This is a genomic window from Pseudomonas sp. 1D4, assembly GCF_001728925.1.
GTDB lineage: Bacteria > Pseudomonadota > Gammaproteobacteria > Pseudomonadales > Pseudomonadaceae > Metapseudomonas > Metapseudomonas otitidis.
The window spans coordinates 19,799-33,533 of sequence record NZ_LXJQ01000036.1; the positions used below are offsets into that span (position 1 = coordinate 19,799).

16 protein-coding genes are annotated in these 13,735 nt (G+C 67.6%); 10 read left to right on the plus strand and 6 right to left on the minus strand.

Annotated features, from left to right (window positions below):
• Window positions 1-61: 61 nt before the first annotated feature.
• Window positions 62-1,411: an MFS transporter gene (locus A7D27_RS17910; protein WP_069565620.1), complete on the plus strand. Its 1,350-nt coding sequence runs from the start codon at window positions 62-64 to the stop codon at window positions 1,409-1,411.
• Between the two features lie 66 nt (window positions 1,412-1,477).
• Here the strand turns inward: A7D27_RS17910 and A7D27_RS17915 are convergent, their stop codons facing one another.
• The 3 genes from A7D27_RS17915 to A7D27_RS17925 are packed head-to-tail and all read right to left on the minus strand — an operon-like array spanning window position 1,478 to window position 4,553.
• Window positions 1,478-2,365 (minus strand): LysR substrate-binding domain-containing protein, encoded by an 888-nt coding sequence (locus A7D27_RS17915; RefSeq protein ID WP_069565621.1) that lies wholly within the window; start codon window positions 2,363-2,365, stop codon window positions 1,478-1,480.
• Window positions 2,358-3,314 carry a LysR substrate-binding domain-containing protein gene (locus A7D27_RS17920; RefSeq protein WP_069562747.1) on the minus strand — a complete coding sequence of 319 codons (957 nt, stop codon included), beginning with the start codon at window positions 3,312-3,314 and terminating at the stop codon, window positions 2,358-2,360. Before A7D27_RS17920 ends, A7D27_RS17915 begins: the two co-directional genes overlap by 8 nt.
• A 60-nt stretch (window positions 3,315-3,374) precedes the next feature.
• Window positions 3,375-4,553: a CBS domain-containing protein gene (locus tag A7D27_RS17925; protein WP_069565622.1), complete on the minus strand. Its 1,179-nt coding sequence runs from the start codon at window positions 4,551-4,553 to the stop codon at window positions 3,375-3,377.
• Window positions 4,554-4,787: 234 nt separating this feature from the next.
• Between A7D27_RS17925 and A7D27_RS17930 the strand changes: the two genes are divergently transcribed.
• The 4 genes from A7D27_RS17930 to A7D27_RS17945 all read left to right on the plus strand — a co-directional run bounded on the left by A7D27_RS17930 (window position 4,788) and on the right by A7D27_RS17945 (window position 8,656).
• Window positions 4,788-5,498, plus strand: coding sequence for a lipoate--protein ligase family protein (locus tag A7D27_RS17930; RefSeq protein WP_240921155.1), 711 nt, complete (start codon window positions 4,788-4,790; stop codon window positions 5,496-5,498).
• A 233-nt stretch (window positions 5,499-5,731) separates the two neighbouring features.
• Window positions 5,732-7,825 carry an LTA synthase family protein gene (locus tag A7D27_RS17935; protein ID WP_139134126.1) on the plus strand — a complete coding sequence of 698 codons (2,094 nt, stop codon included), beginning with the start codon at window positions 5,732-5,734 and terminating at the stop codon, window positions 7,823-7,825.
• Window positions 7,826-7,976: 151 nt separating this feature from the next.
• The gene (locus A7D27_RS17940; RefSeq protein WP_069562711.1) at window positions 7,977-8,228 is read left to right on the plus strand and encodes a hypothetical protein; all 252 of its coding nucleotides are present in this window, start codon (window positions 7,977-7,979) and stop codon (window positions 8,226-8,228) included.
• A gap of 131 nt (window positions 8,229-8,359) precedes the next feature.
• Window positions 8,360-8,656 carry a DUF2892 domain-containing protein gene (locus A7D27_RS17945; RefSeq protein ID WP_069565625.1) on the plus strand — a complete coding sequence of 99 codons (297 nt, stop codon included), beginning with the start codon at window positions 8,360-8,362 and terminating at the stop codon, window positions 8,654-8,656.
• Between the two features lie 74 nt (window positions 8,657-8,730).
• Here A7D27_RS17945 and A7D27_RS17950 read toward each other — a convergent pair whose 3' ends face one another.
• Together A7D27_RS17950 and A7D27_RS28395 are read right to left on the minus strand one after the other, a co-directional pair.
• Window positions 8,731-9,285, minus strand: a complete 555-nt coding sequence (locus A7D27_RS17950) for a hypothetical protein (protein WP_069565626.1) — start codon at window positions 9,283-9,285, stop codon at window positions 8,731-8,733.
• Between the two features lie 93 nt (window positions 9,286-9,378).
• Window positions 9,379-9,519 carry a hypothetical protein gene (locus tag A7D27_RS28395; RefSeq protein ID WP_170832303.1) on the minus strand — a complete coding sequence of 47 codons (141 nt, stop codon included), beginning with the start codon at window positions 9,517-9,519 and terminating at the stop codon, window positions 9,379-9,381.
• On the opposite strand from A7D27_RS28395, the gene A7D27_RS17955 reads away from it, so the two are divergent.
• From A7D27_RS17955 to A7D27_RS17975, 5 genes are all read left to right on the plus strand, one after another.
• Complete coding sequence (locus A7D27_RS17955; protein WP_069565627.1) at window positions 9,518-10,219, plus strand: DsbA family protein; 702 nt, start codon at window positions 9,518-9,520, stop codon at window positions 10,217-10,219. The two genes, A7D27_RS28395 and A7D27_RS17955, sit on opposite strands and share 2 nt — an antisense overlap.
• A 10-nt stretch (window positions 10,220-10,229) precedes the next feature.
• Window positions 10,230-10,619, plus strand: coding sequence for a nuclear transport factor 2 family protein (locus A7D27_RS17960; protein WP_069562707.1), 390 nt, complete (start codon window positions 10,230-10,232; stop codon window positions 10,617-10,619).
• 144 nt (window positions 10,620-10,763) lie between these two features.
• Complete coding sequence (locus tag A7D27_RS17965; RefSeq protein ID WP_069562706.1) at window positions 10,764-11,123, plus strand: response regulator; 360 nt, start codon at window positions 10,764-10,766, stop codon at window positions 11,121-11,123.
• Entirely contained in the window at window positions 11,123-11,725 is a 603-nt protein-coding gene (locus A7D27_RS17970; RefSeq protein ID WP_069562705.1) for a chemotaxis protein CheC, read from the plus strand. The genes A7D27_RS17965 and A7D27_RS17970 overlap by 1 nt, the downstream gene beginning before the upstream one ends.
• A 1-nt stretch (window position 11,726) precedes the next feature.
• Window positions 11,727-13,034, plus strand: a complete 1,308-nt coding sequence (locus tag A7D27_RS17975; RefSeq protein ID WP_069565628.1) for an ATP-binding protein — start codon at window positions 11,727-11,729, stop codon at window positions 13,032-13,034.
• Between the two features lie 15 nt (window positions 13,035-13,049).
• Here the strand turns inward: A7D27_RS17975 and A7D27_RS17980 are convergent, their stop codons facing one another.
• Complete coding sequence (locus tag A7D27_RS17980) at window positions 13,050-13,727, minus strand: hypothetical protein (protein ID WP_139134124.1); 678 nt, start codon at window positions 13,725-13,727, stop codon at window positions 13,050-13,052.
• Between the last annotated feature and the right edge of the window lie 8 nt (window positions 13,728-13,735).

Here is a 13,735-nt window from a genome sequence, read left to right on the forward strand (position 1 = left end):
CGGCCTCCCTTGCATCCCCACCACTCGCCCAGGCGAGAACAACAAGAAACGGGAGCTCACCATGTCACACACCATCAAGCTGGACGACGCGCCCCTCGGGCGCTTCCACCTCCGTATCGCCGGCCTCACCTTCGGCGCGCACTTCACCGACGGCTACATCCTCGGCCTGATCGGCATCGCCTTCACCCTGATCAGCCCGCAGATGCAGCTCGACCCGTTCTGGCAGGGCCTGATCGGCGCCTCGGCACTGATCGGCCTGTTCCTCGGCAGCCTGTTCTTCGGCTGGATCTCCGATTACGTCGGCCGGCAGAAGATCTTCGTCGTCAGTTTCGTGCTGATCACCCTGGCCTCGGTGCTGCAGTTCCATGCCGAGACGGCGTTGCAGTTGTTCCTCCTGCGGGTGCTGATCGGCATCGGCCTGGGTGGCGACTACAGCGTCGGGCATACCCTGCTGGCGGAGTTCGCGCCGAGGAAGCATCGCGGCGTGCTGCTGGGCTCGTTCAGCGTGATCTGGACCTTCGGCTATGTCGCCGCCACCTTCATCGGCACCGCCATGCTGAGCCTGGGGGATGACGCCTGGCGCTGGATGCTGGCGTCCTCGGCGATTCCGGCGGCCATCATCCTCATCGCCCGCATCGGCACCCCGGAGTCGCCTCGCTGGCTGGTGAACCGGGGCCGGGTGGAAGAGGCGCGGGCCATCGTGCGCAAGCACATCGGGGCCAACGTGGTGCTGGACGACGAGCGTCCCCAGCGCAACCGCAGCGGCTACGCGGTGCTGTTCAGCCGCGAGTACCGGACCCGCACGGCCTTCAACTGCCTGTTCTTCATCTGCATCGTGATGCCGTACTTCGCCATCTACACCTTCCTGCCGACCATCCTGGCGAAGATGGGGCTGGCCGAGGGCATGGGCACCGAGATGATGCTCAACGCCCTGCTGGTGCTGGGTGCCGTGGCGGGCATCGGCTGCACGCTGAAGTTCTCCCGGCGCGGCTTCCTCATCGGCTCGTTCTGGCTCCTGGCCCTGACGCTGCTCCTGCTGGCGGTCCTGCCCGGCAGCATGGCCTGGGCGCTGGTGCTGCTGTTCGGGCTGTTCACCCTGGTGTTGTCGGCAGTCAGCAATCTGGTGGGGGTGTTCCCGGCGGAAAGCTTCCCCACCGAGGTGCGCGCCAGCGGTGTCGGCCTGGCCACGGCGGCCAGCCGACTGGGCTCGGCCATCAGCACCTTCCTGTTGCCGGTGAGCGTGGCGGGCATCGGCCTCAACGCCACCATGGCGCTGCTGGCCGGGGTGCTGGTGTTCGGTGCCCTGGTGTCCATGGCCTGGGCGCCGGAAACCAAGGCCCTGTCCCTGGCGGAGGCCGGTGCGCCGGACGAGGAGGGCGGCACGCTCGGGCGGGTGGCAAAGACTGCCTAGCGGCCTTGAGCCGAGCACCCGGACTGAAGTCCGCGCTACGGGAGCGAACCACACCGTAGCCGGGCGTCAGCCCGGGGCGTGGGTGGCGCTCTGTGCCTCGATCCACTCGCAGAACACGCTCACCTTGGACAGCCCCTGGCTGCTCGCGGGCACGTCCAGCCAGTAGCCGTAGGGGCCTTCCACCTCCACCGGGCTGATGGGCAGCAACTGCCCGGTGGCCAGTTCGTACTCGATCATCTGCCGGTCGATGACCGCCAGCCCGCCGCCGGCCAGCGCGGCATGGATCACCTGGTCGAGGGTGCTGAATTCCAGCCCCTGGCTGGGGTCGACAGCGTCGCCCCCCGTGGCTTCCAGCCAGTTCTCCCAGACCTGCAGGTGCTTGCCCTCATGAAGGATGTGCAGCAACGGGTGCTCGCCCAGCGCAGGCGGCCTGCCGTGCTCGAACAGTTCCGGGGCGGCCACCGCCAGGTGACGCTCCAGCACCAGCAGGTGGCTATGCCAGCCCGCTGCCGGCGTCTGGCCGAAGCGGATGCGGCAGTCGATCTCGCGCTGGCTGTCGGGGCCGGAGTCGTTGCGTACGTTCAGGGCGATGTGCGGGTAGCGCCGGGTGAACCCCTTCAGCCGGGGCGAGAGCCAGCGGGTGGCATAGGTGGGGGGCGCGTGGATGCGCAGGCGCTGGCGCAGGTTGGGCGCGCGCACCTCCGCCAGCGCCTTCTGCATGCGGTCGAAGGCTTCGGTCAACCCGGGCACCAGGATTGCGCCGGCCGAGGTCAGGGTCAGGCCCTGGGGGGAGCGGGTGAACAGGCCCACGCCCAGGTAGTCCTCCAGTTGTCGGATCTGCCGGCTCACGGCGCCCTGGGTCACATTCAGGGCGTTCGCGGCGCGGCCGAAGCTGCTGTGCCGGGCGACTTCCTCGAAGACCCTCAAGGCATTCAGCGATGGCAGTTCACGCATGTTGAGGTTCCCCTTCGCTGGCGGCCAGCGAGGGCTCCAGGTGGCGGGCCGAGAGCCAGATCTCCTGTTGCAGCCAGGTGCGGAACACCTGCAGGGCCGGGGAGTCGCTCAGCTCGGGGCGGGTCACCAGCCAGTAGGACTGATGGCCCTCGACGTGCACGTTGAGCAGTTGGGTCAATTGGCCGGAGGCCAGCTCCCGCTGGACCATGTGCCAATCGGCGATGGTGATGCCGAGGCCATCGAGCGCGGCGCCGATGGCCAGGTCCAGCAGGTCGAACTCGTAGCCCTCGCGGGTATCCACGCCGCGGATGCCGGCGGCGTCCAGCCAGTGCTGCCAGGTCTGGTAGCGCCGCTCTTCGCTGGCCAGCACATGCAGCAGGGGCATGCCGTCGAGGTCCGGGACGCCGTTCTGGTTACCCAGCCTGGCCAGGAGGTTCGGCGCACAGACGGCGATGTGTCGCTCCTGCATCAGCAGGGTGGCCTCCAGTTGCGCCCACTCGCCATCGCCGAAGCGGATGGCGCAGTCCAGGGTGCCGGTCTCGGCCAGGCTGTCCTGCAGGCGGGTGGTGATGCTCAGTTCCAGCTCCGGGTGCTGCGCCCGCAGGCGTCCGAGGCGTGGCAGCAGCCAGCGGCGGGTGAAGGTGGGCGGCGCGTTGAGGCGCAGCCGATTGAGGTGGCTCTTCTGCTGGATGGCGCGAACGGCTACCTCGATGCGGTCGAACGACTGGTTCAGGGCGTCCAGCAGCTTGCGTCCGGCGCGGGTCAGTTCCAGGTGGTGGTGGCGGCGGATGAGCAGGGTCTCGCCCATCTGCTCCTCAAGCTGGCGCACCTGCCGGCTGACGGCACTCTGGGTGACGTTCAGCAGCTCCGCTGCGCGGGTGAAGCTGCCGGTGTGACCGGCGGTTTCGAATGCCTTCAGGGCATTCAGTGGAGGGAGTCTGCGCTTCATGACCAGGCCCGCCTTCAGGGAAAGGCCCCGGAGCATATGCCAGGTCGGTGCCGGTCCGCATCACACCGCGCGTTGCAGGGCGGGGGTGCCGAGCGGCGCCGGGGCCACCTCCTTCAACCAGTGCCGGTAGAGCCCGCCGATGAGGTCGCTCTGGGTCACCAGGCCCACCAGACGGCCCTGTCCGTCCTGCACGGGCAGGCCGTGCAAGCCCTGGTCGGAGAGCAGGGAGACGAGGGCGCCGATGTCGGTGTCGGGGCGCACGCTGCGCACCTCCCGGGTCATCAACTGACGCACGCGCACCTGCTGCGGGCGCAGGCGGGCGAGCAGCGAGACGGACGGGTCACGGTGGCCGTGGTGCAGCAGGTCGGTGGGGGTGACCACGCCCACCAGGGCGCCGTCGGCGTCCAGCACCGGCAGCAGCTTGATGCGGTGCTGGCGGAACAGCTTCCAGGCGTCGGCGAGGCTCGCGTCGGGGGAGAGGGTGCGCAGGTCGCGGGACATGATGTGTTCGGCGGTGACCCGGCCCATGCCGCGCCGCAGGGCGACCCGTTCGGTCTGGCGCAGCAGGCGTTCGAGGTCGTCGCGGGTGATGTCGACGAACTCGCCGAAGTCCGCCAGGGCCTGGTCGAGGTCGGCTTCGGCGAAGCTGGCCCGCTCGCTGGGCAGCGGGTCGTCCGTGAGGTGGCTGTCGTTGCGCAGTTGCGCCGGGGCGTTGACCAGGGCGCCGCGGGTGAGGCGGTTGTAGGCCAGGGCGCTGATGATCAGCACCGCCGAACCCATCAGCACCGGCCAGGCCACGCCGAAGCCCAGGGTCTCGAATGCCGGGCCACCCAGGGTTACGGCCACGGCCAGGGCGGTACCGGGTGGGTGCAGGCAACGCAGGCCGTACATGGTCAGCACGGTGAGCGCCATGCTCAAAGTGGCGGCCAGCACCGTGTGATCGATCCACAGGCCGCAGGCGCTGCCCACCAGGGCTGCCACCAGGTTGCCGAGCAGCACCGACCAGGGCTGTGCCAGGGGGCTGCTGGAGACGGCGAACAGCAGCAGCGAGCTGGCGCCCAGGGGCGCGGCCAGGCGCAGGGTGACGTCGAGGCTGAACAGGTGGCTGGTGACCAGGCAACACAGGGCCAGGCCGACGCAGGCGCCAAGGGAGGCGCGCAGCCATTCGGTGGGTGGTGCGCTGCGGGGGACGGGGGCGAGGCGCCTGGACCAGCGGCGCCAGCGGCTTTCCGGGGGCATGACGAGTCTCGTAAAAAAGGGGGCCGGAGCGGCCCCCGCAGAAGTCCCACTGCGTGCGCGGGATCGGTGGCCTCGCCGGGGCGACGAGGCGAACGGGGCGCATCCTAAGGGCGCGTGATCCATCGCTGCCAATGAATGTTATTGCAGCTTGAGTGCAGTTTTTTTGAAGTCAAATACCCGGCAAGGCGAGCCGTGCCGGCGTAGCATGCGGTGCGAGCCAGGCAGAGGAGGGGCGTGATGCAACGGTTGGAGGTAGAGGCGGGGCTGGCAGCGGAACGTGCGTTGCTGGAGCAGGTGCACCGAGGGGAAAGGGAGGCCGGGTTGCTGCTCTGGCGGCCGCTGGACCGTGCCCTGGTGATGCCCGCACGCATGAGCCGCCTGCCGGGCTTCGAAACGGCGCGGGCGGGCTGCGAGACGCTGGACTGGCCGGTCTCACTGCGGGATACCGGCGGCGAGCCGGTGCCGCAGTCGCCTGGGGTGCTGAACATCGCGCTGGCCTATGCGGCGCCGACCGGGGAGAGCGAACTGACCCGGATCGAGACCGCCTACCTGCGCCTGTGCCGCCCATTGTGCGATTGGCTGGCGGGGCAGGGGCTGGAACCGGGTATCGGCGAGGTGCCAGGGGCCTTCTGCGACGGGCGCTATAACGTGCGGCTGGGCGCGCGCAAGCTGGTGGGCACGGCCCAGCGCTGGCGCCGCCGCAGCCAGGACGGGCGCAACGTGGTGCTGGTGCACGGGGCGATGCTGGTGGAGAACGAGCGCGAGGCGATGGTGGCGCTGGTCAATGCCTTCTATGTCGGCTGCGGCCTGGCGGATCGTTGCGAGGCGGCGAGCCATGTGGGCTTGGCCGAGCACCTGGAGCGGCCCTGGGATGCTGTGCCCACCCTCTCATCCGCTGTCCGGCGGGCGTTGGCGGAAGGCGGAATTCCCTTGCCGGATGCCTGATGCAAAAAAGTTGCTGCAGGGCCTTCCCAGCCCCCACCGGGTAGGCACTATCATCGCCGCTCCCCAGTGCCCGCACCGCAGGCTGCCTGAAGGCACCGCACCCGCTGTTGCTGTGCCGGACCCGCACGGAGCATCCGTTATACCCGCCAGGACGGCGCTGCATGGGTTCCCGCCAGCCGCCGCGCGTGACGCCTCGACCCAACCCGCCGGGCCTGTTCGCATTCTTTCGATGGATGGACACCGCCCCCATGAGTTCAAGCCGTAGCCCGATCGGGTCGTATCGCCCCACGCTGCGCAGTCACCTGGCCTTCACCGTCTATTGCGGCCTGGTCTTCCTGGTTCTCTACACGCTGCTGCGCGGGGCCTTGCTGATCTACAACCGCGAGCTGATCGGCAGCACTCCGGCCTCGACCTTCGTCGAGGCCTTCATCAACGGCTTCCGTTTCGACCTGCGCCTGACCATCTACGCCCTGGCGCCGTTGCTGTTGTCCATCCCCTTCGTCACCGCCATGTCGTTGCGCCGGCTGCACCTGGCCTGGCTGACGGTGTTCGCCAGCCTGACGCTGTTCTTCGGCATCCTCGAACTGGACTTCTACCGCGAGTTCCACCAGCGCCTGAACGGCCTGGTGTTCCAGTACATGAGCCAGGACCCGAAGACCGTGCTGAGCATGCTCTGGTACGGCTTCCCGGTGGTGCGCTACCTGCTGGCCTGGGTCCTGGTGACCTGGCTGCTGTTCAGGCTGTTCCGCTACCTGGATCAGGTCACCCGTCCGGCCCGTGGCGGCCTTGAGACCGCGCCGAGCCTCGGCGGACGCAGCAGCGTGGCACCCTGGTACGTGCGCGCTGGCGTGTTCGGCCTGTGTCTGGTGCTGGCTGTGGCGGCCGCCCGGGGCACCTTGCGTCAGGGCCCGCCGCTGCGCTGGGGCGATGCCAATACCACGGATTCGGCCTTTGCCAACCAGTTGGGTCTGAACGGCACGCTGATGCTGGTCAACGCCGCTCAGGCGCGCTTCTCGGAGACCAATCAGAACGTCTGGAAGGCCACCCTGCCGGATGAGCAGGCGCTCTCGGTGGTACGCGAGATGCTGCTGACCCCGCAGGACCGCCTGGTGGACCCGGCCACCGCCGCTGTGCGCCGCGTGTTGACGCCCGAGGCCGAGCGCACCCTGCCGATCCGCAATGTGGTGGTGATCCTGATGGAGAGCTTCGCCGGCCACTATGTCGGCGCGTTGGGTGGCAAGGGCGACATCACCCCGAACTTCGACCGCCTGAGCAAGGAAGGGCTGCTGTTCACCCGCTTCTTCTCCAACGGCACCCACACCCACCAGGGCATGTTCGCCACCATGGCCTGCTTCCCCAACCTGCCGGGCTACGAGTACCTGATGGAGCAGCAGGAGGGGACCCACAAGTTCACCGGCCTGCCGCAACTGCTGAGCGCTCGCCGGTACGACGACCTCTACGTCTACAACGGTGATTTCGGCTGGGACAACCAGATGGGGTTCTTCGGCAACCAGGGCATGCGCAACTTCATCGGGCGCAATGACTTCGTCAACCCGGTGGTGTTCGACCCCGCCAGGGGCGCCTCCGACCAGGACATGTTCGACCGCGCCGCCCAGGAGCTGCGTGACAACCATGGCAAGAAGCCCTTCTACGCCCTGCTGCAGACGCTTTCCAACCACAAGCCTTACGTGCTGCCCGACCCGTTGCCGATGCCGGCTGTGACCGGCTTCGGCTCCAACGACGAGCACCTGACGGCCATGCGTTATTCCGACTGGGCCCTGGGGCAGTTCTTCGAGAAGGCCAAGCAGTCGCCTTACTACAAGGACACCCTGTTCGTGCTGGTGGGTGACCATGGTTTCGGCGCGCCCGAGCAGCTCACCGACATGGACCTGTACCGCTTCAACGTGCCGCTGCTGCTGATCGCCCCCGGCATCCAGGAGAAGTTCGGCGCCCGTACCGAGGTGGTGGGCAGCCAGGTCGATGTCGTGCCCACCATCATGGGCCGCCTGGGGGGCGAGACCCGCCATCAATGCTGGGGCCGCGACCTGCTCAGCCTGGCGCCGGAGGACAAGGGCTTCGGTGTGATCAAGCCCTCCGGCAGCGACCAGACCGTGGCCATCGTCAGCGGTGACCGCATGTTGATGCAGCCCCGTGGTGGCGAGCCGCAACTGTTCCGCTACCAGCTCAACAGCGAGGGCCAGGGTGCCGCTCGTATCGACGACCCGGCGGCGATCAAGGCCCTGAGCGAGCGCCTGGAAGCCTTCCTGCAAGTGGCCACCAGGAGCCTGCAGGGTGACACCGCCGGCCTGGAGGACCCGAAGCGCTAGCAGGCCGTTGCAGAACGACCAGCCCGTGCGCTTCGTCGGTTGCTGAGCGTGCAGCGCGCGGGCGGGCCTAAGGTGAAGGTCCGGCGTCCACCCGGCGCCGGGCCCACCGGGAAGGCTCCATCGGGCCTTCCGCCCCAGAGGAGGCCGCGCCATGAACGCCAGCAACCACTGCACCTACCGTGACCACGTCATCACCGCCCACCTGATCGAGCACCCCGGCATTCCTACCCCCTGGGCCGGCGGGGTGCACATCACCGCGCCGGACGGCCACCGTACCCGACGCATTCCGTTGCCCGCCGATGCCGCCTTCCTGGCAGAGGAGGACAGCGCCCGCCGCGCGTCCATCGCTCATGGTCGCTGGCTGGTGGACCGCAGCCTGGACCAGGGCATGCACCTCGGCTGAGGCGCTTCGTCCCGTTGCCTGAACCGCAGCCAGCTTTGGGCGGTCGCTGAGAAGGAGGGCGCCTGATTTGCCGGTGCTGCCTGTCTGGACAACCGCCCGGCATGACGTTGCCCGGGCCAGGAGGATCGACCATGGTCGCGTTCGAGCCGCAATCCCGTGATACCGCCACCCCTGATGCCGGCAACGTGCAGGGCTGGGAGCGGATGTTGTGCATCGGCACCGTGGGCTCCGGCGTGCACCGGGGCGGGCCGGCGGGCTGGTTGCGCGCCGCCCTGGGCGCCGTGGTGCTGGCCCGGGGCCTGAGCGGTCGCTGCCCGGCCAAGCGGGTGATCGTCGAGCGCCGTTCCGAGCTGGAAGCGCTGCGGGCTCGTATCGAGGAGGCCGCCGGCAAGCTGGCGGACTGGGAGAAGGCACAAGCGAAGGGGTGAACTCGGCCGGCAGGGCCGGAAACGAAAACGGCAGCGTCAAGGCGCTGCCGTTACGTTACACCTTTGGCGGGCGCTTACTTGCCGTAGTTGCGGCGGAACTGCGTGATCAGCTTCTCGGGCTTGGGCTCTTCCTTGGTAAGCACGTACACCACGCGCTGGCCATCCGGGCCGCCGCCGATGTCGACGTAGCTGAAGGTGGGTTCGCCGATCTTGTACATGTCCATCATGTCGCCGTGGCGGCTGAACACGTAGATGATGCCGTCTTCGTCGCGCATCTCGCCGTAGAAGGGCTGGGCCGGCGGCAGGCTGACGTCGAGGAAGCGCTGGGCGCTGGTCTTGGCTTCCTTGCCCTGGTCTTCGGCCTTGAGCACCAGGATGATCTCGCGACCGAAACCGTCCTGCTTGCCGGTGTCCTTGCGCACGGGGGTGGCACCGTTGGCGACGTAGTTGCGGTAGGTGGCGTAGTCGTCGAAGACGAACAGTTCCTTCTCGGTACGGATCTGGTACCAGTCCTCGTTGTTCAGGGCCTCCACCTTGGCCGGCGCGGCCGGCTGGGTGGCGCAGGCGCCGAGCGCCGCGGCCACCAGGGCCAGGCTGAAACTGCGGATGAAGGTCTTGGTGTTGGGCATTGCGGTTCCTCCCCGGTCATGGTGAGACGCGAATCTGCCCGAGTCCTGTGACGGCCAAATGATGGCCAGGTGCTGGCACCGTGACAGCCGGGATCAGGCTGGCTGCAGCGGCTTTATCTGCTCGAAGGTTGCAACAATCATTTGATCCTTTCGGGTTTTATCTACCGAAGCAGAGCCAATACAGTGGCGCACCCCGGCCAGCAGGCCGTCTTTCCCGATCTCGGAGGTGCCCATGGCCACTGCCACCCTGCATTACTTCCACGACCCGTTCTGCGGCTGGTGCTACGGCGCCGCGCCTCTGGTGGCGGCTGCCCGCGCGGTGTTGCCGGTGCGTGCCCACGGCGGCGGCATGCTCGCTGGCCCGGCCCGCCAGCATGGCGGCGAGCAATGGCGGGGCCATGTGCTGCCCCATGACCGGCGCATCGCCCAGATGACCGGCCAGGTATTCGGCGAAGCCTACCTGGACGGGCTGCTGCGGGACCCGGAGGCGGTGTTCGACTCGCTGCCGCCCATCGCCGCCGTACTGGCGGCCGACACCCTGGCGGGCAAGGGCCTGGACATGCTCGCGCGACTCCAGGTGGCTCATTACGGAGAGGGGCGGCGCATTGCCGAGGCGGTGGTGCTGGTCGCCCTGGCGACTGAACTCGGCCTGGAGCCGACGGCGTTCCGCAGCGCCCTCGACCAGGCGCTGACCCATGACGTGGTCGGGCACATCAGCGAGACCCGTCGCCAGATGGCGCGCCATGGGTTGAGCGGCTTCCCGTCCTTTCTGCTGGAAGTGGACGGCCGCTTCGAGCGGGTGGATGCCTCGGCCTTCCTTGGCCAACCGGCCCAATGGAGCGCATGGCTGGCCCAGCGTCTCCAGGCGCAGGGCGCTGCCTCGGCCAGCGAAGCAGTGGGTGGCCCGAGCTGCGGGCTCGATGGCTGCGCGTGAGGTGAGCACGATGAAGAGCAACCTGCAGATCATTGCCGACCACTACGAGGCTTCGGCGCGCGGCGACCTGGCCGGGATGCTGGCAGAGGTGGCCGCCGACGTGCGCTGGACCGAGATGGACGGCTTCCCCTGTGCCGGTACCTGGGTCGGACCGGAGCAGGTGGTGGCCCAGGTGTTCAGCGTGCTGGCGCGGGATTGGGACGGTTACCGCTTCGAGCTGGAGGCCCTGGTGGACGGCGGCGCCAGCATCGTCGGCATCGGCACCTACCGGGGCGTACACCGCGCCACCGGCAAGGCCATGGCAGCGCGCGTGGCCCATCATTGGCAGCTCGAAGGCGGCCGCATCACGGCCTTCGAACAGTTCACCGACACCCTGCGGGTGGCCCAGGCCATGGCCTGACGCCCTGGGGTGGCGCATTCGGCGAAGCCGGCCACACTTGGGGTCACGAGCAAGGGGTCTGACCGTCCGACGATTGACGCCATCAAAATGACATCGCTGGACTACGCTCATTCACAGGGACCTCTCTTCAACGGAGGCACGTGTATGAAAGTCCTGATTGCCGATGATTCCAGCCTCTCCCGCAAGCTGGTGCTCAAGGCCCTCCCCGAACTGCTGACCGAAGAGGTGAGCCAGGCCGCCAATGGCCAGGAAGTGCTCGCCGCTTACGAGGCCGGCCAGGCGGAGATCATCTTCCTCGACCTGACCATGCCGGTGATGGATGGCTTCGAAACCCTGGAGCGCCTGCGCAAGTCCGAGGCGGAGGCCATCATCATCGTGGTCAGCGCCGACATCCAGCCACTGGCCCGGCAGCGGGTGATGGAGCTGGGCGCGGCGGCCTTCATCAAGAAGCCGATCACCAGCGAAGCGATGAATGCTGTTCTCCATGAAATCGGAGTGGTGTGATGGACAGGCTCACGGAGGACCAGCGCGACGCGCTGCAAGAGCTCATGAACGTGGCCATGGGACAGGCCGCCGACCAGTTGGCACGCTTGACCGACACCTTCGTGGTGCTCTCGGTGCCACGCATCCACAGCGCGTTCAGCCTCAGCGATGCCCAGGTGCCGGAAGAGCTGGGCGGCTGCCAGGTTGTGGATGTCACCCGCCAATCCTTTCTCGGGCAGATGCGCGGCGAGGCGTTCGTCTGTTTCGGCTGCCACGGTGCGGACCAACTCGCCGACCTGATGGGCTATGACGAGCACGACACCCAGCAGCGCGAGGAACTGATGCTCGACGTCACCAACATCCTCAGTGGCGCCTGCATCAACAGCCTGGCGCAGCAGTTCGAGATTCCGGTGAGCTATGGCGCGCCCTCGGTGTTCTCCCGCCACGCTTCGTTCCAGGAGGCTCTTGGGGCCAAGTCTCTGCAGGACCACCGGGCGCTGATCATGGAGATCCGCTTCGAGGTCGAGGCTTGCGAGTTCACCTGCGACTTGCTGCTGTGCATCGCCGAGGAGACGGTGGGCAGCGTGCTGGCGGTCATCGACCGGCTGCTGAGCGAGCTGTGACATGAGCGCTCCAGGCTCCCCAGGTCCGTCCTCCCAGGTGCTGGAAACCGTGCTGGAGAACATCAACCTGGGGGTGCTGGTGGTGGACCCGGACTGCCGCGTGCTGTTCTGGAACCGCTTCATGGTCATCCATGGCGGTCGCATCCCGGAGGACACGATCGGGCGCTCGTTGTTCGAGCTGTTCCCCCAGTTGCCCGAGCGCTGGCTGCGGCAGAAGGTGCGGGGGGTGCTGACCCTGCGCAACCTGGCCTTCACCACCTGGCAACAGCGGCCGCACCTGTTTCCCTTCGGCGGCACCCGGCCGATCACCAGCCAGCTGTCGAGCATGTACCAGAACTGCACCTTCTTCCCTCTGGAGAACGAGCAGGGCGAACCGGTGGCGGTGTGCATCACCGTTGCCGATGCCACCGACACCGCTGCCCGCCAGCAGGACCTGGAGCGCCTCAATGCCCTGCTGGAAGTGGAAAAGGAGCAACAGGCGCAGTTGATCCGCCGTCTGGAAGAAGCCCAGGCGCAACTGTTGCAATCGGAGAAGATGGCCGCCATCGGCCAGCTCGCTGCCGGTGTGGCCCATGAGATCAACAACCCGGTGGGCTTCGTCTACTCCAACCTCAACAGCCTGCGCGGCTATCTGGAGCAACTGATGGGGCTGGTGGACGGGCTGCAGGCGAAGATCGAGACCTGTGGCGATGAGGCCCTGGTGAGCGAGTGCCGGGCGTTGAAGCAGGCCGCTGACTACGACTTCCTGCGTGAAGACACGCCGATCCTGCTCAAGGAATCCTGCGATGGGCTGGAGCGGGTCAAGCGCATCGTCAAGGACCTTCGGGACTTCTCCCACGTGGACAACGGCGAGTGGCAGATGGCCGACCTGCACCAGGGACTGGACAGCACGCTGAACGTCATCTGGAACGAAATCAAGTTCAAGGCCAAGGTGGTCAAGCACTACGGCCAGTTGCCGCCCGTGCAGTGCATCGCCTCGCAGATCAACCAGGTGTTCCTCAACCTGATCGTCAACGCGGCCCAGGCCATCGTCGAGCACGGCACCATCACCCTCACCACCGGCACCCAGGGCGACGCGGTGTTCATCGACATCCAGGACGACGGCCCTGGGGTGCCGGAGGAGCTCAGAAGGCGCATCTTCGAACCCTTCTTCACCACCAAGCCGGTGGGCAAGGGCACCGGGCTCGGGTTGTCGGTTTCCTACAACATCATCGAGCGCCACCACGGCACGCTCAGCGTCATTTCGCCACCCGGAGGGGGCGCCTGCTTCCGCATCGTCCTGCCACGCCATCAGCCGCCGGCCGATTGAAGGGCTGCCCGGCTGTCATTCCTCCAGATAGGCCTCGAACAGCCCGCCCAGGGTGTCCTCCGGCGAGCGCATGTACTCGAGGGTCTCCGCTGCCAGCACATCCAGCAGGACCACGCCATTGACGCTCTGTTCCGCCCGGCTGGCTGAGCGCAGGCGTTCCGCCATGGCCAGATTCACCTCCCGCAGGCCTCGATAGAGTGCCAGCAGGCCTTCCGTGCCGTAGTCCGCCGGGAGGGCGTGCTGTTGACGCAGGTATTGGCCGATGAGGTAGGTGCCAAGGGCGCGGAACAGGGTTTCCGCCGCATCGCTGAAGGGTTGATGGAAGTGCGCCATGGGGATCAGCGGGCGGGTGCGTGGGCAGCCCGAACTGGCACCGATCAGGCCGATCAGCGAGCTGAGCGCACGCTGCAGGGTGGTGGTCTGCTCCAGATGCCGGCCGTGCCAGTCGATGCTCACCCGCACCGTATCGAAGGAGCGGCGGCCTTCCAGGGCCTTCAGTGGCACCGCCAGGGCAAGCGCGAATGGGCAGAACGGTGTGGTTTCTGCCTGCAAGGGGCAGTTCCTGCACTGGCAATGTTCCAGCCGGGCCCACTCGGGGGGAATGTCCGGGGACGGGGAGGGGGCATCGAGAGCGGCCTCGCCGCCATCCTCGAAGGCCAGGTGGTAGTGCGCTAGGGAATTCGTCGCGTGCATGGGACCTC

What these genes read in the sequence shown, in the direction of transcription:
- A7D27_RS17910 (WP_069565620.1), top strand. Translation starts at nt 62, where the DNA reads ATGTCACACACCATCAAGCTGGACGACGCGCCCCTCGGGCGCTTCCAC.
- A7D27_RS17915 (WP_069565621.1), bottom strand. Translation starts at nt 2,365, where the DNA reads ATGCGTGAACTGCCATCGCTGAATGCCTTGAGGGTCTTCGAGGAAGTC.
- A7D27_RS17920 (WP_069562747.1), bottom strand. Translation starts at nt 3,314, where the DNA reads ATGAAGCGCAGACTCCCTCCACTGAATGCCCTGAAGGCATTCGAAACC.
- A7D27_RS17925 (WP_069565622.1), bottom strand. Translation starts at nt 4,553, where the DNA reads ATGCCCCCGGAAAGCCGCTGGCGCCGCTGGTCCAGGCGCCTCGCCCCC.
- A7D27_RS17935 (WP_139134126.1), top strand. Translation starts at nt 5,732, where the DNA reads ATGGACACCGCCCCCATGAGTTCAAGCCGTAGCCCGATCGGGTCGTAT.
- A7D27_RS17940 (WP_069562711.1), top strand. Translation starts at nt 7,977, where the DNA reads ATGAACGCCAGCAACCACTGCACCTACCGTGACCACGTCATCACCGCC.
- A7D27_RS17945 (WP_069565625.1), top strand. Translation starts at nt 8,360, where the DNA reads ATGGTCGCGTTCGAGCCGCAATCCCGTGATACCGCCACCCCTGATGCC.
- A7D27_RS17950 (WP_069565626.1), bottom strand. Translation starts at nt 9,285, where the DNA reads ATGCCCAACACCAAGACCTTCATCCGCAGTTTCAGCCTGGCCCTGGTG.
- A7D27_RS17955 (WP_069565627.1), top strand. Translation starts at nt 9,518, where the DNA reads ATGGCCACTGCCACCCTGCATTACTTCCACGACCCGTTCTGCGGCTGG.
- A7D27_RS28395 (WP_170832303.1), bottom strand. Translation starts at nt 9,519, where the DNA reads ATGGGCACCTCCGAGATCGGGAAAGACGGCCTGCTGGCCGGGGTGCGC.
- A7D27_RS17960 (WP_069562707.1), top strand. Translation starts at nt 10,230, where the DNA reads ATGAAGAGCAACCTGCAGATCATTGCCGACCACTACGAGGCTTCGGCG.
- A7D27_RS17965 (WP_069562706.1), top strand. Translation starts at nt 10,764, where the DNA reads ATGAAAGTCCTGATTGCCGATGATTCCAGCCTCTCCCGCAAGCTGGTG.
- A7D27_RS17970 (WP_069562705.1), top strand. Translation starts at nt 11,123, where the DNA reads ATGGACAGGCTCACGGAGGACCAGCGCGACGCGCTGCAAGAGCTCATG.
- A7D27_RS17975 (WP_069565628.1), top strand. Translation starts at nt 11,727, where the DNA reads ATGAGCGCTCCAGGCTCCCCAGGTCCGTCCTCCCAGGTGCTGGAAACC.
- A7D27_RS17980 (WP_139134124.1), bottom strand. Translation starts at nt 13,727, where the DNA reads ATGCACGCGACGAATTCCCTAGCGCACTACCACCTGGCCTTCGAGGAT.